General features: G+C 53.8%; 21 protein-coding genes and 2 pseudogenes. 10 read left to right on the forward strand and 13 right to left on the reverse strand.

Annotated features, from left to right (window positions below; genetic code table 11):
- The first annotated feature begins 30 nt into the window (after positions 1-30).
- Positions 31-450: a hypothetical protein gene (locus tag L1P05_RS14475; RefSeq protein WP_012849837.1), complete on the forward strand. Its 420-nt coding sequence runs from the start codon at positions 31-33 to the stop codon at positions 448-450.
- Between the two features lie 9 nt (positions 451-459).
- Here the strand turns inward: L1P05_RS14475 and L1P05_RS14480 are convergent, their stop codons facing one another.
- Both L1P05_RS14480 and L1P05_RS14485 read right to left on the reverse strand, forming a co-directional pair.
- A complete protein-coding gene (locus tag L1P05_RS14480) occupies positions 460-1,149 on the reverse strand; it encodes a 2'-5' RNA ligase family protein (RefSeq protein ID WP_012849838.1) in 690 nt (229 codons plus the stop codon).
- Between the two features lie 194 nt (positions 1,150-1,343).
- A pseudogene (locus L1P05_RS14485) lies at positions 1,344-1,634 on the reverse strand (substrate-binding domain-containing protein); the annotation flags it as partial.
- A gap of 649 nt (positions 1,635-2,283) precedes the next feature.
- On the opposite strand from L1P05_RS14485, the gene L1P05_RS14490 reads away from it, so the two are divergent.
- The gene (locus L1P05_RS14490) at positions 2,284-2,514 is read left to right on the forward strand and encodes a hypothetical protein (protein ID WP_012849841.1); all 231 of its coding nucleotides are present in this window, start codon (positions 2,284-2,286) and stop codon (positions 2,512-2,514) included.
- A gap of 106 nt (positions 2,515-2,620) precedes the next feature.
- Here the strand turns inward: L1P05_RS14490 and uidC are convergent, their stop codons facing one another.
- From uidC to uidA, 3 genes are all read right to left on the reverse strand, one after another.
- The gene (gene uidC, locus L1P05_RS14495) at positions 2,621-3,880 is read right to left on the reverse strand and encodes a glucuronide uptake porin UidC (protein ID WP_012849842.1); all 1,260 of its coding nucleotides are present in this window, start codon (positions 3,878-3,880) and stop codon (positions 2,621-2,623) included.
- A gap of 122 nt (positions 3,881-4,002) precedes the next feature.
- Complete coding sequence (gene uidB / locus L1P05_RS14500) at positions 4,003-5,367, reverse strand: glucuronide transporter (RefSeq protein WP_012849843.1); 1,365 nt, start codon at positions 5,365-5,367, stop codon at positions 4,003-4,005.
- Positions 5,364-7,178, reverse strand: coding sequence for a beta-glucuronidase (gene uidA, locus L1P05_RS14505; RefSeq protein ID WP_012849844.1), 1,815 nt, complete (start codon positions 7,176-7,178; stop codon positions 5,364-5,366). Before uidA ends, uidB begins: the two co-directional genes overlap by 4 nt.
- Before the next feature lie 338 nt (positions 7,179-7,516).
- On the opposite strand from uidA, the gene L1P05_RS14510 reads away from it, so the two are divergent.
- The gene (locus L1P05_RS14510) at positions 7,517-9,331 is read left to right on the forward strand and encodes a cation:proton antiporter (RefSeq protein WP_012849845.1); all 1,815 of its coding nucleotides are present in this window, start codon (positions 7,517-7,519) and stop codon (positions 9,329-9,331) included.
- 71 nt (positions 9,332-9,402) lie between these two features.
- Here the strand turns inward: L1P05_RS14510 and L1P05_RS14515 are convergent, their stop codons facing one another.
- Complete coding sequence (locus L1P05_RS14515; RefSeq protein WP_034164767.1) at positions 9,403-10,437, reverse strand: LacI family DNA-binding transcriptional regulator; 1,035 nt, start codon at positions 10,435-10,437, stop codon at positions 9,403-9,405.
- A 232-nt stretch (positions 10,438-10,669) separates the two neighbouring features.
- Between L1P05_RS14515 and L1P05_RS14520 the strand changes: the two genes are divergently transcribed.
- The 4 genes from L1P05_RS14520 (at position 10,670) to L1P05_RS14535 (ending at position 13,247) form a co-directional block, all read left to right on the forward strand.
- Positions 10,670-11,113, forward strand: coding sequence for a PTS sugar transporter subunit IIA (locus L1P05_RS14520; RefSeq protein WP_005289978.1), 444 nt, complete (start codon positions 10,670-10,672; stop codon positions 11,111-11,113).
- A gap of 26 nt (positions 11,114-11,139) precedes the next feature.
- Positions 11,140-11,427: a PTS sugar transporter subunit IIB gene (locus tag L1P05_RS14525; protein ID WP_005289977.1), complete on the forward strand. Its 288-nt coding sequence runs from the start codon at positions 11,140-11,142 to the stop codon at positions 11,425-11,427.
- Between the two features lie 10 nt (positions 11,428-11,437).
- Positions 11,438-12,694 carry a PTS ascorbate transporter subunit IIC gene (locus L1P05_RS14530; RefSeq protein ID WP_012849847.1) on the forward strand — a complete coding sequence of 419 codons (1,257 nt, stop codon included), beginning with the start codon at positions 11,438-11,440 and terminating at the stop codon, positions 12,692-12,694.
- Between the two features lie 286 nt (positions 12,695-12,980).
- Positions 12,981-13,247 carry a hypothetical protein gene (locus L1P05_RS14535; RefSeq protein ID WP_041692541.1) on the forward strand — a complete coding sequence of 89 codons (267 nt, stop codon included), beginning with the start codon at positions 12,981-12,983 and terminating at the stop codon, positions 13,245-13,247.
- Between the two features lie 138 nt (positions 13,248-13,385).
- Here the strand turns inward: L1P05_RS14535 and L1P05_RS14540 are convergent, their stop codons facing one another.
- The 7 genes and pseudogenes from L1P05_RS14540 to L1P05_RS14570 form a co-directional block, all read right to left on the reverse strand.
- The gene (locus L1P05_RS14540; protein ID WP_012849850.1) at positions 13,386-14,111 is read right to left on the reverse strand and encodes a haloacid dehalogenase type II; all 726 of its coding nucleotides are present in this window, start codon (positions 14,109-14,111) and stop codon (positions 13,386-13,388) included.
- 273 nt (positions 14,112-14,384) lie between these two features.
- Positions 14,385-15,689, reverse strand: a complete 1,305-nt coding sequence (locus L1P05_RS14545) for an invasin domain 3-containing protein (RefSeq protein ID WP_226079108.1) — start codon at positions 15,687-15,689, stop codon at positions 14,385-14,387.
- Positions 15,690-15,903: 214 nt separating this feature from the next.
- Positions 15,904-16,599 (reverse strand): ZirU family protein, encoded by a 696-nt coding sequence (locus tag L1P05_RS14550; RefSeq protein ID WP_226079110.1) that lies wholly within the window; start codon positions 16,597-16,599, stop codon positions 15,904-15,906.
- A gap of 144 nt (positions 16,600-16,743) precedes the next feature.
- Positions 16,744-18,996, reverse strand: coding sequence for a ZirU family protein (locus L1P05_RS14555; protein WP_012849853.1), 2,253 nt, complete (start codon positions 18,994-18,996; stop codon positions 16,744-16,746).
- 122 nt (positions 18,997-19,118) lie between these two features.
- The gene (locus L1P05_RS14560) at positions 19,119-20,180 is read right to left on the reverse strand and encodes a hypothetical protein (RefSeq protein ID WP_226079112.1); all 1,062 of its coding nucleotides are present in this window, start codon (positions 20,178-20,180) and stop codon (positions 19,119-19,121) included.
- Positions 20,181-20,478: 298 nt separating this feature from the next.
- Positions 20,479-21,108, reverse strand: a complete 630-nt coding sequence (locus L1P05_RS14565) for a tyrosine-type DNA invertase (protein ID WP_071818539.1) — start codon at positions 21,106-21,108, stop codon at positions 20,479-20,481.
- Positions 21,109-21,817: 709 nt separating this feature from the next.
- Positions 21,818-22,376, reverse strand: a pseudogene (locus L1P05_RS14570) (tyrosine-type recombinase/integrase).
- 196 nt (positions 22,377-22,572) lie between these two features.
- Here L1P05_RS14570 and L1P05_RS14575 point away from each other — a divergent pair.
- From L1P05_RS14575 to L1P05_RS17575, 3 genes are all read left to right on the forward strand, one after another.
- Positions 22,573-23,328, forward strand: coding sequence for a winged helix-turn-helix domain-containing protein (locus tag L1P05_RS14575; protein WP_012849860.1), 756 nt, complete (start codon positions 22,573-22,575; stop codon positions 23,326-23,328).
- The gene (locus L1P05_RS14580) at positions 23,325-23,813 is read left to right on the forward strand and encodes a hypothetical protein (protein WP_012849861.1); all 489 of its coding nucleotides are present in this window, start codon (positions 23,325-23,327) and stop codon (positions 23,811-23,813) included. The genes L1P05_RS14575 and L1P05_RS14580 overlap by 4 nt, the downstream gene beginning before the upstream one ends.
- Positions 23,814-24,148: 335 nt before the next feature.
- Positions 24,149-24,217: a hypothetical protein gene (locus tag L1P05_RS17575; RefSeq protein WP_417926538.1), complete on the forward strand. Its 69-nt coding sequence runs from the start codon at positions 24,149-24,151 to the stop codon at positions 24,215-24,217.
- Positions 24,218-24,314: the final 97 nt, after the last annotated feature.

The raw sequence follows: 24,314 nt of genomic DNA on the forward strand, positions 1-24,314 counted from the left end.
CGGCCATTTTCACCATTTAAGGAAACGACCATGTCCAAATCACGGGCCGCCATTCTGGTTGAGCGAATTAAGGATGCGCTGAAGGGCAATAAACTGCAGACCAGCGAAATCAACGTCCATCTGGTGGAAGACAGCTCCTTTGGCCCGGTCAAGATCGTCATGTTCCTGTGGAGCGTGGCGGACAACGATATTAATGCCGACATCGTCGCTCAGGAGGTGCTATTTCACCTGAAAGACGACGATATCTATGTCTCATTCCATAAGACCCGCCGCCGTGACGGCGAGCGTCTGCTGACCGTCACCCAGCCGCTGGAGCCGAACAACCCCAAGTACAGCTACGGCAATCTGCGCGGCTTCACCTCGCTGTGGCTGATCCAGGCCACCGGCGCCGAAAAACTCAAGCAGGCGCGCGACGGCCAGGGCAACGACGGTCGCATCATCCGTCGCTAAGCGATAGCCTTACTGTCCCGCACTCGGCGCGGCAAAATCGTAGCGGGCCAGCACCGTCTTGCTCTGTCCGTTGGCGTCCGTCTCCGCGATCCCCAGCCCAACCGCCTCTAGGGTTTGCGCGCCAAAGCGCTGACCATCATGCTGCATAAACTGGCTTAGCGCCGCATGGTCGCTCTGCGCCAGCAGGGTGATGTGGGGATCGAAGTGGCTGAACACATTCGGGCTGCCATAGCGGACAAAGGCCGCCTTCTTCTCCGGATAGGCTTTCACCCAGCTCGGCAGCGGTGCGCCCTTATCACGATAGGGTGACAGCCGGCGCACCAGCGTATCCGACAGGCCCTGCAGCTCCCGGCTGTTCTTTACCGCCACCATCAGCCAGTCGCCGCGCGTCTGGACCAGGTGGGTCAGACGCAGGGGAAACGCCCGCTGACGCTGGCTGAGCGCCGCGACCTCCTGCTTCAGCCGCGGCAGGACATCGGGCCCATACTCGGCCAGATACAGCGTGACATGGGGCTGAAACCCCTGCGCCGCCAGGCTGGTCAAATGATACTGCCCCAGCTGCGCCGTGGTCTGTGCCAGCAGGGTCTCCATCCCGTCGCTGGGAATAATGAATACATCATAGCTCTTGCTCTTGCTCGCCCCCCAGGCCGCCCCCGTCAATGCACACAGCAGCACAGCGCCGCCCAACCGATAACCCATCGTCTCGCCTCCCCTCGGATCGTCATACGCTGCGACCGCCCGGCGCTCAGGCGACGCGGGCGACCCCGTTTATCCCCGCTATCATCCCTGCCCCTCAGCGGCAAAAATGAGATCGCACTCAAGAAACGGACCGCGCTATATGTATATTGCAAAAACAGGGCTGCTCCCGATCGATATTGGCACCGGCCTCGACGGTCGTCATCGCCCCCCTCGCTGGAGACCTCCCCGCGCCGGTTTCCCGCTCGGATCCGCCGCACCGATGCCCTGACCACCAGCGCTCCGTACAGCAGCCGCGCGCCATACGGCGCCCAAGGTCGCCGCCGCCGCGGCTGCAGCACCTGCACCGCCTCGCTCCCCAGGACATCGCGCGAAACGTGCACCGCCGTCAGCGGCACATCCAGGATCGCCGCCAGCGTAAGCTCGTCAATACTCATCACCGACACACCCTGTGGTACCCGCGGCCCGCCCTGGCGCAGCGCGCCCAGCTTATCTGTCAACCATCCCCTAGGGAAATTAAACAGGGCATAGGCCATGCCCCAGACAAAAGAGATATCGCCGTTCGGCGCAAGACTACAGTGCCAATCTTTCTGAAGCGCCGGAATCCACACGGCGAAGTTAACCCTATCCATAGCATTAATCGCGATGACGATAACCATCGGCAATATAATTAAGTAACGCCGCCGGGTCATAAACACGTCTGAGATATGGATCGTGATCCCCCGGCGCCGCGCTATCGTTGATGACAAAATGCAAATTCACGGATAACACCTCCCCCGCGTTATTTCAACAAATCCCATTTTGCTAGGCAAAATGTGGCGACAAACCGGGGATAAATATCCGCGCCCCGAAACCGGGCGTAATACGATGGCGGGGCTCCGACAATAAAACCCGCCGGCCGGTACAGGTTACGTTTATCTTTATCGGCGCATACTGTCTATCACCCGTTCATTCCCCCTGAGGAGAGCAGACATGTTCAGCGCAGCATCAGACGACCCCCCATCGTTCGGCAACGCGACGGAATGACGATTCTGAACACCCGCTCATGCGTAGGTAAGAATAGTCAGTCCACGCGCCGAATATTGCCCGGCGCGACGTCAAATTATTTTTAACCTATACGCTTAATCGAGGTGTAGTATGTGGTATATCGATACATTATTCCCTGGCTATATCGGCTCACCGGTGGTCAACCGGACATCGAGCGCCTCTACATTCGATAGCGCCGACGATCATCATCCCCAGCGGGATACTACGCCGGCGTCTGGCCGGAACTCGACGCTGGGTGCCGCGATTCGCGCATTTTCAAAGAGAATGGCGGAAAAACGCCGGCAGCGGATTATTGATCAGGTCGACGCATTAATTCCCTAACCACAGCCAGGGCGCATTCACTGCGCTATCCATCGCGCAGTGAATGACTGCGGTATTCGCGGCAGCGGGGGATTATCCGCCCGCGGGGCGGCGGCCATCGGCCGCCTCACTTCAGCACAAAGTCATACTGAATGCCGCCCTTAATATCCCAATAGTTCAGACGATCGCCCAGGTGGCTGCCCGGGCGTTTCTCCCGCGTACGGTCGGCGGCGATAAAGGCCGTCAGCCCCGCCAGCGGGCCGGAGGGTATGCGCCCGGAGACGCCGCCGAGCAGGCCGACCCCCTGCACCCGCACCCGCTTTTCCGATGACTCCCAGCCGTCGGTGTAGATCGGCGCCAGCATCAGGCTAATATTCGGCAACGGGCTGTAGCTCAGCCCCACCTGATAGGACCACATCCCCTCATGGTTACGATCCATCGACAGGGAGAACGGGTAGCCGATATCGGTATTAACGGCGTATCCCAGATTATGGGTCACTTTCTCAAACGCCGCCGACACTCCCCAGCGCCCCACTTTCCACGCCGCCGAGGCAGAAGCAATAATGGATTCATTCGGTTTCCCCGCCCGTCGGCTCATCCCGTCCAGGCTGGCATAATAGAGGATGGCATCGTACTGTAGCGCGGTATCATTCTGCAGCGTCTGAGTATACTTCAGGGTACTGGAGGCCTGCAGGGCCACATCGGACTGATAAGACACCCCGGTGCCAAACTGGCTGTTGTCATCCCGGTAAACGGCGGCGACCGCCCCCAGCGGACGATGCACATCGTATTCCCCGGTCTGTGGGTTGAACACCCCTTCATAGCGAATCCCTTTATCGGCATCGAAGGCGGTAAAGACCCGCTGGCGGTATAGCATCCATAAATCGAGGCGATCTGTCAGGGCAAACTGCCCCATTGCCCCCTCTGACACCACCGGCAGGGTGCGGTTAGAGGCGCCGTCGATCATCGGCACCGAATAGGGCAGACTGCCATACAGCGCATCGGTGCCGAAGCGCCCGATTTTCAGCTTGCCATACTCCCCCAGCTTCACCTTTATCGCCCCCAGGGCATAGCCAAAGCTATCGTGGCCGTCGAGATAAAAACGGCTGGATGCGCTGGCGCGGGTGCCCAGTTTATACACATAGTAGGCCCCCCCCTCGATGCCGATAATATCGTGGTAGTAGTGGCTGTTCGCATCCAGCATCACCCCCTGCACCCAGGCGTAGACATCCCGCCCGTCCCCGGCGCTGGGCTTATCGGCCCGGCGCAGATCGTTACGTAGGCGCAGACGGATATAGTCCTCTTCATCCTGTAGCGCGGCGGCGTAGCCCAGCGACGACGTCATCACCGCGCCCAATAAACCAAGGCATATTATTTTAATTTTCATTTTTATATCCCGGTGAAAAATAATATAAAGTGGTATGTTTATTTATTGCGGTGCCGGCAGACTATTTCTCAGAAAATAGCCTGCCGATACGTCATACCGCGACAGCGTTCCATTCTTTATTTTTACGGTGTTACCGCGCCTCCCCCAGACTGTATTTTTCGTTGTTTAATCTCACCGATAATTTCCGCAAAGCGCGCATCGCTCAGCGGGTAGAAAAGCATGATTAGAAATCCGCCCAGAATCAAAACGGCCGGGATCAGCGTCATACACAGCTTAATACTGAGCAGGGCGCTGGGGCTCTGGGTAGCGCTATTCGCGACATAACCGCTGTACCCCAGAATAAAGGCAGGAATTGAACCGCCAATGGCCTGCCCGCATTTACGGGTAAAGGAGAACAGCGAGTAAGTGAGCCCCTCAATACGCACACCGGTACACCATTCGCCATATTCGACGGTATCCGCCTCTAGCGCCCACATCACCGTCATCGAGGTGCTCAGTCCCAGCGTGGTCACCACAAGGGAGATAAGCACTCCCGGCAGCGAGGCCATAAAGAACATGAGAAGGTACCCCAATGCGGCCAACAACAGCCCGGCCAGAAAGGTATTCCGCTTACCCAACCGACGTACCAGGAACGGCACCGAGGGCGCCGCCAGCAACATTCCCAGCAGCGTCTGAATGGCCACAAACAGCGCCAAAAGCGACACATCATTTAAGATGTAGCGGGCATAAAAGATGGTGCTCGCGCTGACAGAGAAAGAGGCCCCCAGGGTACACAGCGCACAAACGCACAGCATAAACAGCGGTCGGTTCCGACGCAGCGTCCCCAGGCTTTCCCTAAACGATGGCTGAGCCACCTGGCGCTGGACAACCTCGCGGGTGCTGGCGAAGCAGAACAGATACAGCGCGATCCCAACCACCGCCAGTACCAGCGTCAGCTGGGTATACAGGGTCTGTAGCTCGGCCGGCGTCGAGGAGCTGAGACGCGGCGAAATCACAAAACCTATCAGCACAAAGGTCAGTCCGGCGCCGATAGAGCGCGCCATCCCCAGCTTGGCCCGGGACGCCGGATCCTGCGTCATCACCGTCGCCAGCGAACCATAGGGAATATTGACGAAGCTGTAGCAAATATTCAGGGCAATATAGGTCGCATAGGCATAGAGCACCTTACCGTCGTGCGACCAGTCGGCGGGCACGGAAAACACCAGTATGCTGCACAGCATCAGCGGCAGGGCACCGAACACCAGATAGGGACGGAATTTACCCCAGCGGGTATCGGTCTTATCCACCACCCGCCCGGCGATCACATCGATAAAGGCATCCAGTATCCGCACCGACAGCAGCATGGCCCCCGCCGCTGCCGCACCGACGCCGGCCACGTCGGTGTAATAGCTCAGCAGAAACAGCGCCCCCATGGCAAAGGCAAAGTTATTGGCCATGTCGCCACAGCCATAGCCAATCACCGCCCTCCAGCTCAGTGACTGACTCATTGCGCTCCCCCCTTGTCACCCGCGGGTTTCACCCCGTATTGCACCGCCGTCCAGCGCGCCTTGAGGGTAAAAGCCGCCGCCTTGGGCTTTCTGTCGCGGGTAAACACCCCTTTCTTGTTGCCGCCGGCGCGCAGGATCCCCTGCGCCGTGGCGAAATCGGCGAAGTTCCACACCTGTTCCCCCACCACGTAGGGCAGACGATCAAATACCCGGTGATAGGTGGTTAAAAACTGTGCCTGAAACTCCTCGCTCCACATCTCCGGATATACGCTGTGCAGCCCGGCCAGGGTGTCGGCCCCGTATTCCGTAATGATGATCGGCTTGTGGTGCCGCGCATGCCATACCGACAGCTCCTGCTCCAGCTCACGCCCGGCGGTAGCCAGATCGCCACTGTTGACATACCAGCCGAAATAACGGTTCAGACACAGCACGTCAAACAGATCGCTGATGGTGTCCTTGTCCGGCGGGCAGAGCATGATGTTGACGCAGCACAGCGGACGGGAGGGATCCAGCTCTCGTGCCGCCTGCACCAAGGGAGCAAAGTAGTCACGCGCCGCCGCCTCGCGCACATCAGGTTCGTTCGCCAGGCTCCACATCACCACGCTGGGGTGGTTTTTATCGCGGGCAATAAGCTCGCGGATCGCCTGCAGGTGGGCCCGCTGGGTCTGAGAGCCGATGCGCTCCTCACAAAACAGTTTCTCATCCAGACGGGAGGAGAGATCCAGCGTGAAGCCGTTCAGGGCCATCATCCCCACCGCCGGCGTCTCATCGATCACCACGATCCCGTGCTCATCGGCCCAGTCCAGCATCTCCTCGGCATAGGGGTAGTGGGAGGTGCGATACGAGTTGGCGCCGATCCAGCGCATCAGGGCGTGATCGTGCACCAGCAGCACAGGATCCAGCCCCCTGCCGCGCAGATCCGCATCCTCATGACGGCCAAAACCGGTAAAGTAGAACGGCTTACCATTGATCAGGAAGGCGCTCTCCGTGACCTCCACGGTGCGGATCCCCACCCGCAGGGTGTATTCATCGATGCCCTCCCCGGCGCAGACCTGCAGGGTATACAGATAGCCCTCCCCCGGCTGCCATAGACGTGGGTTGGCGACCGTCAGTGTCCCCTCGCCTCCCTCGCTCTCGGCCACACAGTTCTGCTGCTCATCCAGCAGGCGGCACTGCACGCCGGCATCGCCGGCATCGACCGCATAGTGCACCAGCCCCTGCGCCCCGTCGGCGCTGATTTCGGTCGTCACGCAGACATCGCGGACATAATCCTGCGGCGTCGAATAGAGCCATACCGGGCGATGGATCCCGGCATAGTTAAAGAAATCATAACTATACTGCAGGCGGCGCTCACCGTTGACCTCGGTGACCCGCCCCGGCGGGATGGTGTGCCAGGAGAGTTCGTTATTGACGCAGACGGTGACGCGCACCTGCTCACGTCCGGCCAGCAGAGCGCTGATGTCCGTCTCAAACGGGGTATATCCCCCCTGATGCGCCATCACCTGGGTTTCATCTACCCACACCGTCGCCCCATGGGTTACCGCGTCAAAGCGCAGCACCATCCGTTGCCCGGCCCAGCCGCGCGGTACGCGCACTTCGGTCTGATACCACACATCCCCCACGTGGTTGCGGATGGCCTCATCGGCAAACTGATCGTTAAAACTGGCGGGTACCGCAATGGATCTGGCACCCGGCAAAGGCCCACACCACCACTGTTCACGGTGACCACAACGCTGTACATCCGGCACAAACTGCCACAGCCCGCTCAGATTCTTACGCTCACGGGAACGGCTTTCAATCGGCTTTAACATGGCAACACTCCAGTGTGTAGAGAAAAAAACAGGGATCATCTTTACACCCGTCGGAGACGGTAAAAGTTACCTTAAAGATCGAAGAAATTTTCTACCGGACAGCCCGCGGCCGAGGGACAGCGCGGGTAAAACGCGATATCGCCGGGCTCGGGGGCTCAGCCCCGCCGATCGGCGCGATACAGATTCAGACAATTCCAACCCATTGATCATCAATATAAATCAAATTCAGAAATACAATGAACGATGCGAATTTATATAAATGATGACTAAAAATAGACCCGCTAGAATAGAGAGAAACCTGTCCCCATTAACCGCGCTGTCTACAGAAAGGGATCGCTATGGCGTTATCTGCCCCGCTGATGTTGGTGCTGATTGGATTAAGCGCCCTGCTGGCGCAATGGGCCGCCTGGTCACTGCGCCTACCGGCCATACTGCTGCTGCTCTTGTTTGGGATTGTTCTCGGCCCGGTCACCCACCTGGTACAGCCCGACCCGCTCTTTGGCGAGCTGCTGTTTCCCCTCGTCTCCCTGTCGGTGGCGATCATCCTGTTCGAAGGCGCGCTGACGCTGCGGCGGGAGGAGATACGCGGCCTGGGCGGCGTCGTGCGTAACCTGGTCAGCATCGGCATGCTGGTCACCTTTGCCGTCATCGGCCTCGCCTGCTGGTGGCTGCTGCGGCTGCCGCCGGAGCTAGCGGCGCTGATCGGCGCGGTAACCGTGGTCACCGGCCCCACGGTGATCGCCCCCCTGATGCGCGTGGTGCGCCCGAACGCCCGCGTCAACCAGGTGCTGCGCTGGGAGGGGATCATCATCGATCCCATCGGCGCCATCTTCACGCTGCTGGTCTTCGAATTCATCGTCCTGCAACAAAGCGCCCGGTCTTACGGCCATCTTTTCTGGACGCTGGGCAGCACCGTCCTGTCCGGCCTACTCGTTGGGCTGGCGTGCGGCTATCTTATCGGTGTTAGCCTGCGCCGCGCCTGGGTGCCAAGCTATCTGCAAAACCTGGCGGTCCTCGCCTCGGTGCTGGCCGCCTTCGGCCTGTCGAACGCCATCGCCGACGAGTCGGGGCTACTGGCCGTCACGGTGATCGGCATCCTGCTGGCCAACATGCGCGATGTCGATACCAGCGATATCCTCGCCTTTAAGGAGGAGCTCTCCGTCATCCTGATCTCCGCCCTCTTCATTATCCTGGCGGCACGCCTCGATATCGCGGCACTCTGGCAGATGGGCTGGCCGCTCATCGGGGTGCTGTGCGCCGTGCAGTTCATCGCCCGGCCACTGTGCATCGCCGTCTCTACCTGGCGCTCCTCGCTGCGGTGGCGCGAGCGGCTATTGCTCAGCTGGATCGCGCCGCGCGGCATCGTCGCCGCGGCCGTCAGCGCCCTCTTTGCCCTGACACTGCAACGCAGCGGCTACCCGGATGCCGGACGGCTGGTGACGGTGGTTTTCGCCATCATCATCGGCACCGTCATCCTGCAGAGCCTGACCAGCCGCTTCGTGGCCCGCCTGCTACGCGTCCAGCAGCGTAAGCCGCGCGGCGTACTGATCATCGGGGCCAACGGCGTAGCCCGCCTGCTGGCCCAGGCGCTGATCAAGCTGGAGATCCCCGTCATCGTCAGCGACAGCAGCTGGGAGTATTACCGCCAGGCGCGCATGGAGGGGATCCCCGCCTATTACGGCCACGCCTACTCCGAGCACGCGGAAAACTACCTCAATCTCGGCGAGACGGCGCAGGTATTCGCCCTGTCGCCCAACCGCCACCAGAACGCCTTGGCCATCTACCACTTCGGCCATATCCTCGGCGATGAGAACGTCTTCGCGATCCGCTCCGGCTCGCCGCTGAAGGGACGCGGCGATCGTGCGGAGAGCGCGCGTTTCCGCCGCCACGAGAGCCTTTTCAATCACGAGGCCAGCTACGGGAAACTGAGTAGCCTGATAGCCAGAGGCGCCATCATCAAGGTCACTCGCCTGAATAAGAACTTCGGCTGGCCGGAGTACCTGGCGATGCACCAGGGCGTCATTCCGCTGTTTACCCTGTCAGAGAGCGGAAAGCTCCAGCCCGTGCGCGCCGATAGCGCGCCTGCGGCCCCCTGCACCCTGATCGCACTGGTACAGCGCGACGGCGAGGCAGACCCCGCCCACCGCGCCTGATGTCGCATGGGGAGCGCGCCACCGCCGGGGCTATCTCCGCCGAGCTGGGATGTAACGGGTAGGTCGCGCGCCTAGGCGCTCTGCCGAGCGACAAACTTATAGGGGAAGATCACCGTCTGCGGCGCGCCAGGATGCTCGCCATCCAGGGCGGCCAGCCATTGCTGTAGGCGCTTCGCCGCCTCATGCGCCATCTTGTCGTAATCGATACGCAGCGAGGTTAACGAGGGGTGGATCTGGTCGCAGTTGGCGGAGCCTTCGACGCAGGCCAGCGCCAACATGCCGGGCAGCTTGATCAGCCGCCGTTGGCATTCAAACAGCACCCCCAGCGCGATTGCCTCGTGGCTGCATACCACCGCCTCCAGCTCCGGCTGGCGGGTCAACATGTCGCTGATGGCCTGGCGGCCAAACTCCATCGTCGCCACATAGGGCGTGGTAATGCTCTGTTCGGCGCTATAGTTATGGTGCAGCATCGCCCGGCTCCAGCCGCTCAGCTGTTGCCCTTGTATCTTGCGCCCCATCTGGGCGCCGATATAGCCGATGCGCTGGTGGCCCTGCCGCAGCAGGTACTCAGTGAGGAAGTAGGCCGCATCGCCGATATTGCTCTGCAGGTTCAGGGCGAAGGGGTATGCGTCCTCGCCGGCGGCGCAGATCACCGGCAACGCGCTGTTGGCGAGCAGCTCGACGGCCTGCTCCGCATTCAGCGCGCCGAACACCACTAGGGCCGCCGGGCTACTCTGCAGCAGCGTAGAAAGTACCTCGGCCTCCCTCTTCGCCTGGTAATCGTGACAGCCGATGACCACCTGATAGCCGTTGTCGTTCAACGCCGCCTGCAATGATTGCAGGAACACCGAGCTGGCGTAATCACGCAGCGAGGGGACGACCACCGCCACCGTACGGCTCTGCCCCGATGCCAGGATCCCCGCCGCCGAGTTTGGAATGTAGCCTAACTCGGCGATCGCCTGATCGATCTTGGCGCGCAGCTTAGCGGAGACCAGTTCGGGGGTGCGTAACGCGCGCGATACCGTCATCGAGCCGACACCGGCTCGTTGTGCGACCTCTTGTAGGGTGACGCGCCCGGTGCCTTTTCTCTTGCGTGTTTTTTCCATGAAGTAGGGTGTATTCACATTGATCACTGACCGTCTTACGGTAGCACAGCTTGCCGCCGATGATCAGCGCAGCGACGCGCTTTGAGCGCCGGCGGATTAATTTCGCAGCAAAATGATAGCGCTATCACGAAATCACCTCCTCGAACTAGATAGCGCTACCATTGCTCTCTACTATGCCTTTCACAAGAGAATCATTTTAAAAAAACAGCCGACATGACCAGGAGCCGATTGAATGTTGACGAAACTGCTTACCCCCAACGTCATTCAGGTTATCGAGCAGGTAACGGACTGGCGTGAGGCGATTCAAACCGCCTGTGCCCCACTGATAGAAAATAATGCGATTACCCCTGGCTATGTCGATGCCATTATTCAGTCGCATAACAAAATCGGCCCCTATTATGTGCTGGGCCCAGGCATGGCAATGCCGCATGCACGCCCGGAAGATGGCGTTAATCAATTGGCATTAGGCCTGACCGTGATTAAACACGGCGTCGAATTCGGCTCCGCCGGTAACGATCCGATTAAATTACTGATCGTATTGGCCGCCACCGATAGTAATAGCCACATCGGCATCATCGCCAAACTCGCCGAGCTATTCGATAACCAAGACGATATCGATAGGCTGCAACAGGCAGAAAGCGTCGATGAGATCCTGCAAGTCATCGCGCGTTACTAATTACGAATTACACCGAGGGAATAATTATGAATATCACAGTGGTATGCGGTAACGGTTTAGGCACCAGTCTGATGATGGAAATGAGCATCAAGACCATCCTAAAAGATCTGCAGGTCAACGCCGAGGTTAACCATGTCGATTTAGGCTCCGCCAAAGGCACCGCCAGCGATATTTTCGTCGGTACCGCCGATATCGCCGAGCAGTTGGTCGCCCAGCAGGTCGGCGGCGAGATCGTCGCGCTGGATAACATGATCGATAAAGTGGCGATGAAAGAACGTCTGAGCGTCGCCCTGCGTAAACTCGGCGCATTGTAGTGGAGGCACTATGTCATTCTTCCGTTTTCTGATGCAGGATGTGCTATCCGAACCGGCGATATTAGTCGGCCTGATCGCACTCATCGGCTTAATCGCCCAGAAAAAACCGGTTACCGAATGCATTAAAGGCACCATCAAGACCATCATGGGTTTTGTCATTCTGGGTGCCGGCGCCGGTCTGGTGGTCAGCTCGCTGGGTGACTTCTCCGCCATCTTCCAACATGCCTTCGGTATTAATGGCGTGGTGCCGAATAACGAGGCCATCGTCTCCATCGCTCAGAAGAGTTTCGGGCGTGAGATGGCGATGATCATGTTCTTCGCCATGCTGATCAACATCGTTATCGCCCGCCTGACGCCGTGGAAGTTTATCTTCCTCACCGGCCATCACACGCTGTTTATGTCGATGATGGTGGCGGTGATCCTGGCGGCCGCCGGGATGCAGGGCACGATGCTGGTGCTGGTCGGTTCGCTGATCGTCGGCTTCTGTATGGTGTTCTTCCCGGCCATCGCCCATCCCTACATGAAAAAGATCACCGGCTCAGACGACGTGGCCATCGGCCATTTCTCGACGGTATCCTATGTACTGGCCGGCTTTATCGGCAGCAAGTTCGGTAACAAAGAGCACTCTACCGAAGACATGAATGTGCCGAAGAGCCTGCTGTTCCTGCGTGATACGCCGGTGGCGATCTCGTTCACCATGTTCATCATCTTTATCATCACCTGCCTGTTCGCCGGCGGTGATTATGTGCGTGAGGTGAGCGGTGGCAAGAACTGGTTTATGTTCTCGCTGATGCAATCCATCACCTTCGCCGCCGGGGTGTACATCATCTTGCAGGGTGTGCGGATGGTGATCGCCGAGATCGTCCCGGCCTTTAAGGGGATCTCCGACAAGCTGGTGCCCAACGCCAAGCCGGCGCTGGACTGCCCGGTGGTGTTCCCCTACGCCCCCAACGCGGTGCTGGTTGGCTTCTTGAGCAGCTTCGCCGCCGGGGTCATCGGCATGTTCGTGCTGTACGCGCTGAATATGACGGTGATCATCCCGGGCGTGGTACCGCACTTCTTCGTCGGTGCGGCGGCGGGTGTGTTCGGCAACGCCACCGGTGGGCGGCGCGGCGCCATCCTGGGCGCCTTCGCCCAGGGGCTGCTGATCACCTTCCTGCCGGTGTTCCTGCTGCCGGTACTCGGCCAGATCGGCATCGCCAACACCACCTTCAGCGACGCCGACTTTGGCGTGGTGGGCATCCTGCTGGGCATCATCGTGCGCTGATAGCGCGACCGCCCTGCCTCACAGACGCCCCGTCACCCCGCGTGACGGGGCGTTTTTTATGGTGCCAGCCTGCCCCCGCGCCCCATTCACGCCGATGTGGCAACGTGGGCCATCAACGCATCTGCTGATGGCGGAAAACAGCGCGCACATCGCCCACGCTCCCACTATATGGAAAAACAGTACGGCAGCACGACCGTATGATGGAACCGTCCGGATAGCGTTGTAACGGCGAAAAATGACCCTATTTTATGGCTGAACGACAGCGAAACCACGGAGAAACTGACCGATGATACCCCGGACACACCGCCAACTCGTCAGCGTTGAAGTGACGTGGCCTGCACAAACGCTGCCTCTCCCCCTGCAACAGGTGGTGGAAGCGCTGACGCAGGGAGAAACGCCCGATCAAATTATCACCCGGATAAATTTACAGGGCTTTCAGGCATGGCGCGAAGCAACATCGCCACGGGATGAACACGACATTTTTCAGATACGGCTGGATGAGGCGCACGAGGCGCGGTTCCTCTGCCGCTACGTTACGCTACCGCTGCACTGATGCCCGCCCCTGCGCCACTCCCCATGCGCCGTCCCGGACTGATCGGTTGGAGTGCATGACTTCCCGGCATGCGGATTGGCTGTTGCCTCGGCGCATGGCTGCTGGTGATAGCGCTGGAGTGGCCGGGTGAGGCATCTTTTATTGTGTCAGTCTGCCCCCCGCACCGCCCTCTGACGTCGGCGTGGCAACGTGGCTAATCAGCTGATCCGCTAACTGCGCCAAATCATGGGCGACAAACTGTGGCTGTGGGCCGACGCCGAGCGGTGCGTTACCGGCCCGCAGCAGCATCGCCCCCTGCCAGCCCGCGCTACGTGCGCCCAGAATGTCCCAATGATGGCAGGCCACCAGACACAACGCGCTCCCCGCCAAGCCGAGCCGCTGCTCGACGGCGCGATACACCGCGGGGGCGGGCTTAAAGGCGGCGGCGGCGAGTTCATCGACGCTAAAACACGCCGTAAAGTAGTGGGCGATCGCGGCCGCATCGAGCTGCGCGTACAACACTTCCGCGCTGTTGTTGGTCAGCGTATACAGGGAGAATCCTGCGGCCTTCAGCCGCGCCAATGCCTGCGGCACCTCCGGCCAGACGGGCAAGGTGGCGATAGCACGCTGCAGATCATGCGACGCCCCCGCCGGAAGCGTCTTGCCGTGCGTCGCGGCGACCATCTTTAATACCTCGCCGCCTAAGACACCAAAGGGCAGCGAGTGGTGATTCAAGGTTAGGGATTGTGCATACAGCACCAACTGAGCGAACCACTCACGCAGCACGTGGGGCGAGCCGAATAGACGGTTAAACAGTGGCGCGAGATGATCGAGATCCAACAGCGTCTCGTTGACATCGAAGATCAGGGCAGGCTTATGATCCATCGTTTCCTCCGCTAGATAGCAACGGCCCTCAAGCTAACCCGCCCCAGCGTCTGAGCGCCATCGTTTTGCCGACAATCGCGCCCCAATCGCACTTTAGCGGTTAATCCGCGGGGGAAGGCCAACACATTCTCCTGCACACCGGATCTTTTCACTATTCATCGTACCCGCTAGCGCCTCTTCTCTATTCTTTTTGCTATGAATAATTCCGGTGAACAAAAAATAAAGCAGGCGCCAACCCGACGCCTGCTTTAGATCATTAATGATAAAACCTTACTACAGCGCCAGTCGGCAAAGTACATAAGCGCGACTATAATTGTAGTTCCCCGAGATATCGCCATCAGTCGTACGCGCATTCGCGTGGCCGGCACCATTTGGCCCTGTCGCAGTCTCGGAGGTCCAATGATAGTTATTAACAAAACCAACTTTATAACTCGTCAGATTACCCCACTCATTCCACAGCGGACCTACTGTACGTGCCGTGTTTTTCCCATTGGAGACTTGGGGACCTAAGGCAAGTCCGCCTTTATCGCTACACCAATCCTGAGCTTCGGTCCATAACGCATAAGTACTGTCATGTTCAAACCATGCATTAACAGTAAAGGTGTAGCTTACCGTACTCCCGCCCGCTTTTGGCTCTGCACTGAGCGTCACTGAATTGGTCGCACTCGATGGTTTCCCCATAATACGGACGCCTCCTGAAGCATCAACGCTCGTCCAGCCCGGTTGATCCGTCGACCATGTATATTGGCCATTATTGGCGGCATTATCGTTAATAAGTACCTGGAAAGCTGCGCCGGTAAATGCCGTGGTCGGGAAGCCAGAGCTTGCCGAGAACTGATATGGATTCACTGTTGTTGTCAGTCCCGTGACGGCAGCAAAGGTGATAGCCAGACTCGTCGGCGTCATCGCGAGATCGGTGCCACTGAGCTCAGGCGTCACCGACACTTGACCAAAAGACGAACTCTTCACTGTTGCCGTATAAACCCCCGAGCCTGCTGTGGACTCTACTGGGTGAGTGATAACAGGAGAGCCATCGCTGAATCCATCCTGGATCTCATAACGTAATGTTAAACGGCTCTCTATGCCTGTAACGGGTCGATTCTCGCTATCCCTCAGCGTGAGCGTTAGCGTGGCCGTGTCGCTGCCATCGCCGATTACCGTGGGCTTATCCAGCGCAAATATTGAGTTAAGCGCAGCTGGCATCCCTTGTACCACTAATGATGCGTCCGATCGCACCTCTTCTCCCAAGTATGGTTCGCTAGTGGCCGGATCGGTCGCAGGCGTATAGCCATATATTATTTTTTTGCCGATATCATCGACTATCAAAGTATGCTTCTCACCGGTATCTATCACGGCGTCCTCGCCTTCACGATACCAATGTAATTGGCTATTCAGCTCGGTATCGCCATCCACATCATTAAATAAGGGTGGACCATCGGATCGCAATATATCCCCCTCCAGCGGATTACCCGTGATAGGAGCTATCGCCACGCCACTTACCGTCGGGACATGTCCTTGAACCGGATCGGTATCGCTTGATGCCGCCCACGCCGGGCCCCCGCCCAGTAACCCTAACATCAGCGCAATGGCCGGGGAACATCCCGTCCTGCGTATTGTTCTCATGTAATTATCTCCAGCGTCTGTTCCCGTACGGCTACTCTTTGCGGCGCCTCTACTCTACAATACCCGCCAGGCATCATGCCTGGCGGGTATATTGCGCTCTCACCGACACCCTAGGCTGACGAATTAACCTACTTGCGGGTGAGGGATCACGCATTATCACTCTCTTGCTTTATCCTCTCGTCGCATCGACCTGGATCTTGCGCTTCTGATCGGTACCGACCGGGGTATAGGTGCTGCTGGTCGCGCCACCAATGTCGACATAAACCCCCGAGCCAATGGCTGACTCAATCTTCCACTGGTAATTCACCGTGCCAGTACAGGTTGCCCCGGTCGTACAGGTGGCGACGGCGGTCAATTGCTCGCCAACCAGCGGATAACCGTTAGTCATACCCGTAATGGCCACGGAGAGAACATCGTTGCCATCCGTGGTGACAGAACCATCGCCGCTACCATCGATGTTACCGCCACGCGAGGAGAGCTGCTCGCTGCCGTCGGCAGGATCGGTATTCGTCGGGTCGGTATGCGCAGTCACGCCAACCTTGATACTGTGTCCGATATCCGCTGCGGTTAAGGTATAACTATCCCCCGTCTCACCCGTGATGGCGGTTCCATCTCGATACCACTGATATGTCGCCGTCCCCTCCGTATCGCCATCCACATCCTGGAAGGCACCCTTATCGATGGAGATCGTATCGTCCACATTCACCAGACCATTGCCATCCACATCATGGAATTGGATGCCGATATCAGCATAAGCCGGTATATGCCCTTTAACGGTATCTGTCGGCGTAGACGTCGCAGCGAGAGCCGCGCCAGAAATGGCCAAAATGACAGAAGCCAAAAGCGCTTTTTTATTAAATTGCATGATCCCTACCTTCATTATTAAACTCTCCAGTTTTATATTTTCACTACACATATTTTGTGGATAGATTCCACATATCACATTGCCATTAGCCCGACAGGTCATTACACGACGCAGTTAGATAGTAAATAAATTAAACCTCCATAATTACGGTATAGCTGGCGTTCCCTCTCCCCCAATCACTACTTGAATACGACGCTTCTGATCCGTTCCCACCGGGATATAATCAACCGCTGTTGCGGCGGGAATATCGACATAGTTACCACTATTAATGGCATCTTCTATCTGCCACTGATAAGTCAATGAAGCCGGGCACTCACCCGTCGCACATGTCACCTCGGCATGTAACGGCGTTCCGACCAAGGGATAACCATTAACTAATCCCGTGACGATGACACTATTCACCGCATTGGCGAAGGTAATATCGACGCCCTGAGTCTGATCATCGAAGGTCGCACTCACATGGGTCGTACCTGCGCTAGTATTAGTCACATCAAAGTGAGCGATGCCATTATCATCGGTAGTGACGGTAATCGTCCCCGGCTGGGCGCCATTGTTGGTGTGAAACACCACCTCTCGGTTAGCGAGCGGATTACCATTGGTATCTTTTATAATAAAATCGACACCAATCTTATCGCTACCATTCGCCCGCGCCCCGTCACCGCTAATAACGAACGTACCCTGTGCGGTTACCTGAGGAGGCTGTACCACGACCCTCAACGTCTCACTATTGGATTGGTTCCCCTGGTTATCAAAGGCTACAGCGATTAATTGATAAGTATTTGCAGCAATCTCCGCAGTCGATGTTTGGTGAGCATCGCTTTTAGCTTGAGCCGGCCGATAAGGCGGCAACATCAGACTAAAATGGTTTTTATCTATAACGGTCAATTGCCCGCCGGCGGCAACTAATCCACCATCTTGCCAACTCACCTGATCTAGCGCATATTTACTTTTCAGATTTGCACTAACGGTATACACCGCCCCAGCCAAATCATTAATAGCATGATGAGACAATGCAAGCTTAATAACTTCCTGCTTTTTATATTCCAAGACAATATCATTATTACGATCGACTAGGTTATAACGACTTTCAGCAATCTGACGAATTGCCGCTACCGAGCTAGGATCGATTTGTGACTGCCAGCTAAGGCCAGGACGATAGCTCAACTGAATACTAAACTGAGTATCATTGCGCCCAGCCTTGCCCAAACGCTCATCGACACCAACGGTTAATAGTGGGAATGGCGTATAGTTGACCCCGGCTGTCAGTGCATACGGGTTACGTTGCAGATTCTCCTTGCCGAATAAGGCAACATTCTCCCCGATATACTGTTCATACACTAACTTTCCCCCCAACTGAGGCAAAGCCGGTAACCACGCGTTAGCCCGGATATCAAAACCATTGGCGGCGCGCTCATCATAATCCGCAAAATCGCGGGACTGATGCCAATTACTCAGCCGCATATAGCCGTTAGTCGACAACTGCAAATAGTCCGTCCACGCCTCAGCACCAATACCCAAGCGTGAGTTATGTCCTGTCAGATCATGGTCGTAGAACATGTTAACGCCCAACATCCAACGATCTAGCAAGGTTCGAGCGCCTACCCCGAGGTTAATGGTGTTACGCCGATCTTTATTCCGCGCCCCAAGTTGAGTAAATGCAGTGAGGTTCGCGCTATCCCATACCGGGATAAACCAGTCCAATGCGCTTTCACTCAAGGAAAAGTTTTTATCTAGATTCAGTTGAACGCGAGCCGTACCATACTTACTTAACCACTGTTGAATTTCTTCATTCGCCGCATTGGTCGCCATGGAGCGAGCCATACCCGCCGCCGCCTCCGAAGGACGAGTCGAAGAAAGTGTCGCCCCCACACTCATCAACTGACCCACTGCCTGAGCCTCTTTTTCCGCCCGAGAGGGTTCCCTCATGGCAGACGATAACTTGGGCGCTTGCCCCGCCTGAGTATTCAGCGATGACATATCCACGGGTATGTCGATCTCATCACCGACGCCCACATGCTCAAATCCACGCGCAAAAATTCGGTATGCATTAACCTGCTTCAATTGTGCTACCGAGATACCCAGCTTTTGCGCCACAGTCGTCACCGATTCCCCCTCTTTCAACACATAGGGTTGCGTCGCACTCGCCAATAACGCCCGCTCATCAACCTTTGGCGCCTGTGCGATGGCAGGGGTAAAAGAAAGACCGAGCGGAAAGGCAATCTGCAAGGCAATCGTCAACCAACCAATTACACGCTCACAACGTACAATGGCATATCCCTGGTGTGGCAATCGTTCACTCTGCTCTGCACAGGATGTACACGGTTTCCGTAATCCTCTTTTTCTAGTTGGCAGAGAAGACAGTATATATATGATGTTTTTTGGACTATCCTTTTTCATCTTTCACCCTACGCTAACCCACATCCCATATTAAATGAAACCGATAGATGGATAACTCACCCATTAACCTCGACCATAGCGCTTATTCTTCATATAATGCGTCCTCCTCGCAGAGGATGTTATTAAGTCAGTAGTACACCCTCATCTGGCATTCTGTTAATAATGCTTTTATTACTACAAAAATTCAGTAGTTGCCGAAATGTTCGCGTATCAAACACACCTATTTTTCTTAGTGCCTTTTGACGCCGTGCATATACGGCCTTAACATTGACGCCTCGACGTTCAGCGACTTTCTGCAAAGGAATACTTTTCATAGTGGAGTAAATGGTTTCCCACTCAAAATCAGTCAATGTATCAACCGCTTCCTCCGGCATAAAACCATGCTGTTGCGGCTCTGGTTCATTTAACCAAATGGCCATCTCTCCATATAATTTATTTATCTCCCAATTTTTACCAAAAAGAGGAAAGTGACCACGTAGCAAGGCCATCGTTAAACTATGAACCTGACGATCTGGCATCACAGCAATATGGGGAGCAGCACGCTGTGAACACAACCAGCGAAGTAACGCCAATGAGTCGCCAATACTCTTAAATGATGGTGAAATTAATAAATGTGATATTGCTAGTGAGGCGTAATGCTCATAAAAACAATGAGTATCACTAAATAAGTAAAGTTGATTAGTCTCTACAGACAATACATGTCGTAACGCTTCACGTGTATAAGCACAACCCTCAATAATGCACAATGATGGCTGGTTGACTCGCGGTCTCTTTGCCGGAGATAGGCAAGTGCTCTGCCACTCCTTCCTGGAGATAGACAAAGCCGGCCGAGTCATCTCCTCCTGCAGCCCCTGTGGTTCAGGAACAGTTTGTCTGCCATCCACTTGTAAAATACGCACGGTAAACTGCTTGTACCCACAATCGACGGTTTGCCATCCTAGCTGGCAAACAATCGAGTCAATCAGGGAGAGCGAATCAAGCAACTTACCGGCCTGACGCGGAGAAATGCGAAAAGCCAAGGCAACATCGACACGAGTAATGGGGGCATTTTTATATAATCCCCACCACGCAACAGACAAGTCGAGGGGTAAAACCCCCAAGTGTTTTATGCACGCAGGGGTGCGCCATGCACCGTTGGCTGCGGTGACGGATTTTTCCCAAATCTGACGCTGACTCAACTCCATAAGTACCGCCCAAAAACTGGATAAAAATAGATCGACCAACGACACAATTAGGACCATTTTGACCACTTTGGTTTAAACAACCTTTTAAAAACTAAAAAACAGTTAATAAAACCAACATATTGATCAAATTCGGTTTTTTTAACTTTCGAAAGAGGAAGGGAGAACGAGGCTATGCCTGATTTAGCGATAGAGAGAGGTGGATACAAAACAGACAAAAGAAGATAAGGAAGGGGAAAAAGTGATTGTTATTTGATTTAGATCAATAAAATTAGGAGGTGGATGATGGATTTGCGCCCAATTATATGGATGATAAGCGAACCAACCGAGGGACCTGACACTTTGGTCCTAATTGACCCGTTACAAGGCGCTTTTTACGCTGCCACACTCCCTGAAATCGAGCCGCATTACTCGCGGTATAGCGTACCGTATGGCGAATGTTACGATGCCCAAGGTAGTCTTGAATCAGTCGGGTATCGATTCCCCGATCCGCTAAGGCATAGCCACAAGCATGACGTAACATGTGCGGATGCGAACAAATCGAAATTTCGGCTTTCTTACCATAGTCAGTGATGATTTTATAGAACTGTTGCCGAGTCAGGCGTGTACCTAAGCGAGAGAGGAAGAGCCACTCAGAGTCGGCCGCATAGCGAATTTTCCTGCGTGCATGCAGCCATACCCTGATCACCTCAACCTCTTCTGGTAGCAATGGATGGTTGGTCGAGAGCCCATTTTTCAATCGATGGATATAGATTGATTGATCATCTAAGTCAATATCTGACAGGCGCAAACTCAGTAATTCACTCACGCGTAACCCATGTATAAATCCCATATAAATCATACAATAATTGCGTTCTGCGAAGTACGAATAGCGAGCTTGCTGTAACAGTCGCTCAACTTCGGATTGGGTAAGGTGCTTACGTTTAGACATCTGTAATTCCTGGGAGTTAGAGGGTAGTGATCTTGAGGCCGTAACAGAGTAAATAACGTAGATAAAGATAAGAGGGTAATAGATGAAGATGCTAAAAAGCGGAGTATATCTAATAACTTACTAACTAATCTTTATAACCTTGCTATGGTCCTAGAATAAATGAAATTGTATTATAAATAAACAAATGCAAAAGTCAACTATCAATGCATCGGTTATGCAACACCTTAAACACCTGAGTACAATAATGGATAACGTCGCGCCCTCTCCCCCTAGAACAGCATTAATATATTGTTAGCCAACCCTATATTACTAGCAATTCAAAATAATAAATAAAATATATTGTTAAGGAAAGAGTGAGAGATAACCTTATGATCAACGATGAGTATTGTGAAAATATATAACACGATTAACAACCAATCACAAAAAAATTATCTTCCACACAGAAAAATATTCTATAGACACCATCACACTATTATTTACTCAACCATGTTTGCTAAATTTTCTGTTTGGTAAAGTATCGCTAGCGGCCTGCCAACGCTCACCAACAAAGGAAGACATCATTAATAAACAACCAATGATTATTCGCACAAGCTATTACTCGCGATTCGCCACCATGGCGAGTCATCATATTGCATACATATGCATACTTGTTTTATTAAGGAGAGTGAGTTTGCAATATATATAAAGGGGCTCCATAATGGAGCTCCCGTTAATCTTGCTTCCATACGCGAGAGAAACGCTTACAATTACTCGCGGTATAATGTACCGTATGTCTAATATTTCGATGTCCCAAATAGTCTTGAATCAATCGAGTATCAATACCTTGATCAGCCAGAGCATAGCCACAGGCATGCCTGAGCACATGTGGATGTAAACGGATCGGCAGATTAGCCTTCTCACCATAGCGTCGAACTAATACATATACTTGTTGTCTAGATAGTCGTGTCTTACGTTTAGAGATAAAAAGCCATGGATAGCTGACACCATTGAGTATTTCATGCCTCCTCTGTAACCATGCAACTAATGACTTCCCCTCCTCATCCTGAATAGGATGTGTCGTAGACAAGCCGTTTTTAACGGCGGCGAATATAAACCTCACCACTCTCTAAATCCAGATTCGATATTGTAATGTTTAATAGTTCACTAACTCTTAAACCATGCATATACATCATATAGAGTAAACATCTATCTCTAGCATACTCAGGTGTATCAGGTATCGAGCTGATTAATTTTCTCCACTCTCCCTGGGTAATATAACGTCTATTCATTAAAATCCCTTGGCACCCACAATGATTAGCACCCACAGATATTATCTTAAACTGTATACCTATAATATAAAAATCCAAAAAATGCACAAACTAAGATTTTTTAACTGCTTTTTATTTATTTTTTATATTTTTATCCCGCAACATGTGCATTTGCTCCATTTTGATATATAGTTTAAGAACGTGGCAATCACTACTCATGCTGATGTTTAAGGGGTTGGCGGGTATGTACAGGCTTAATGAAAATGTGCTTTATAATGAGCAAGAAGCCGAATTGAAAGCCACTGTGGATGGTGATGCGATCCTACTCGCGCCATCAGCGAACCGTTTGCTACATCTGCTAATTCTCAATCAGGGCATACCTGTAACACGTGACACCCTATTTAAACTGGTCTGGGATGATCACGGCTTACGATCCTCTAACGCGAATCTGAACCAATATATTAGTTTATTAAGAAGACAACTGTTCGACGTAGGCCTACCCAAAGATACTATAGTTACCATACCTAAAATTGGTTTTATGATAGATAAAACCATTGCTATTACCCTCATCCAGGAGTCCCCTCCCCTTAAATTATTTCCTGAAAAAGGAAAGGATAAAACGAAACAAAAACTAAACACTACCATAATATCAATATGCACAGGTCTATTTTTACTATCTTTTTTAGCAATTTTTTTTGTGAGCAAGAATGAACAGCAACTACCAAAGTTTAAATTTCAACCCATCACTAATAACACTATTGAGTGTAACATATACTCTCTATCAAACACTACGACGTTTCTCTCCAACGCCAGTGAATTAAAGCGGCTAAAGGATTGCAATGCGTCATTTGATTATTTTATTTATTTTAACCATGAGCAAAAGGGAAGAGAGTTGATTTCATGGTGTAAAAAAGACCCTGAAAATTCAAATGCATTTATTTATTGTAAGAATGAATCAAGGAATGTTATATGAACAAAATAACAATAGCATTCTTGGTTGCATTAATCGCAGCTCTAGCCACTCTTGGTTTTTTTATATTTAAAAGAGAAACAACCATCGCCATGCACTGTAAAGGTGATATAGACATCTATATGGCAAATGATGAGCACATCAAAGGAATCATATCATTTGACCTCTTAAATAATAATACGGGCGTAGCTCATATTATTGGTAAGTTATATGTTAGTAACACACTTCACAAAATAAATGGAGAGAGTGGATTCCACTACAAATTAATAGATGTCAATAGAGGTCTATTTGAAATAGATAAAACTTATTCAAAGTTAATACTACAGGATGCGGAGGCAGATGACATAAAAAACAGTCTATTAATTAAGAAAATGTTTGAAGGCAGTCATTACTTAATAATAAAAAGAGTAAATAGCAATACATTCTTTATTGGCTACACAGGCTACCCCATTATGCTCTGCGTCAACGAAAATAATAAGGTTATGTAACGCAATAAGTAAAGCGTTCACTCCCATCGATTGAAGCTAAGAGCCCTACCCCCACCTTATATCAACCCAGTCTTCAGGTATGACGAGATATTGTTGAATAAATCGAACTATTGCTGAGTTGGCGGATCAACTCACACATCATCCCACAACGCTGGTCGCTCCATGACAAAGCAGAAGCGCAAAATCACCTACTGGTACCATGATAACAAAGCCCTTATCGACCGAGGATCTATCGCGTTCTGGCTGGATGACAAGATAACTCAGTCTGTATGGTCAGCCCCTCATCACAGTGGCGATCTCTGCGCTATTCTGACCTTGCCACCGCAACTACTCTGATGATTAAACATGTATTCAAGCTCATCCTGCGGGTCGTACAGGGCTTTATTGACTCCCAGTTTACCTGATGGACATCCCATGCGCACCCCGGATTACAGCAATACCAGTAAACGTTCCTAGTCGGTTAACGCCATCGCCCCCCGGGGGTGAAATCTCGCATCTGGT

Origin of the sequence: Edwardsiella piscicida, from assembly GCF_021733145.1 — a bacterium.
Taxonomy (GTDB): Bacteria; Pseudomonadota; Gammaproteobacteria; order Enterobacterales; family Enterobacteriaceae; genus Edwardsiella; species Edwardsiella piscicida.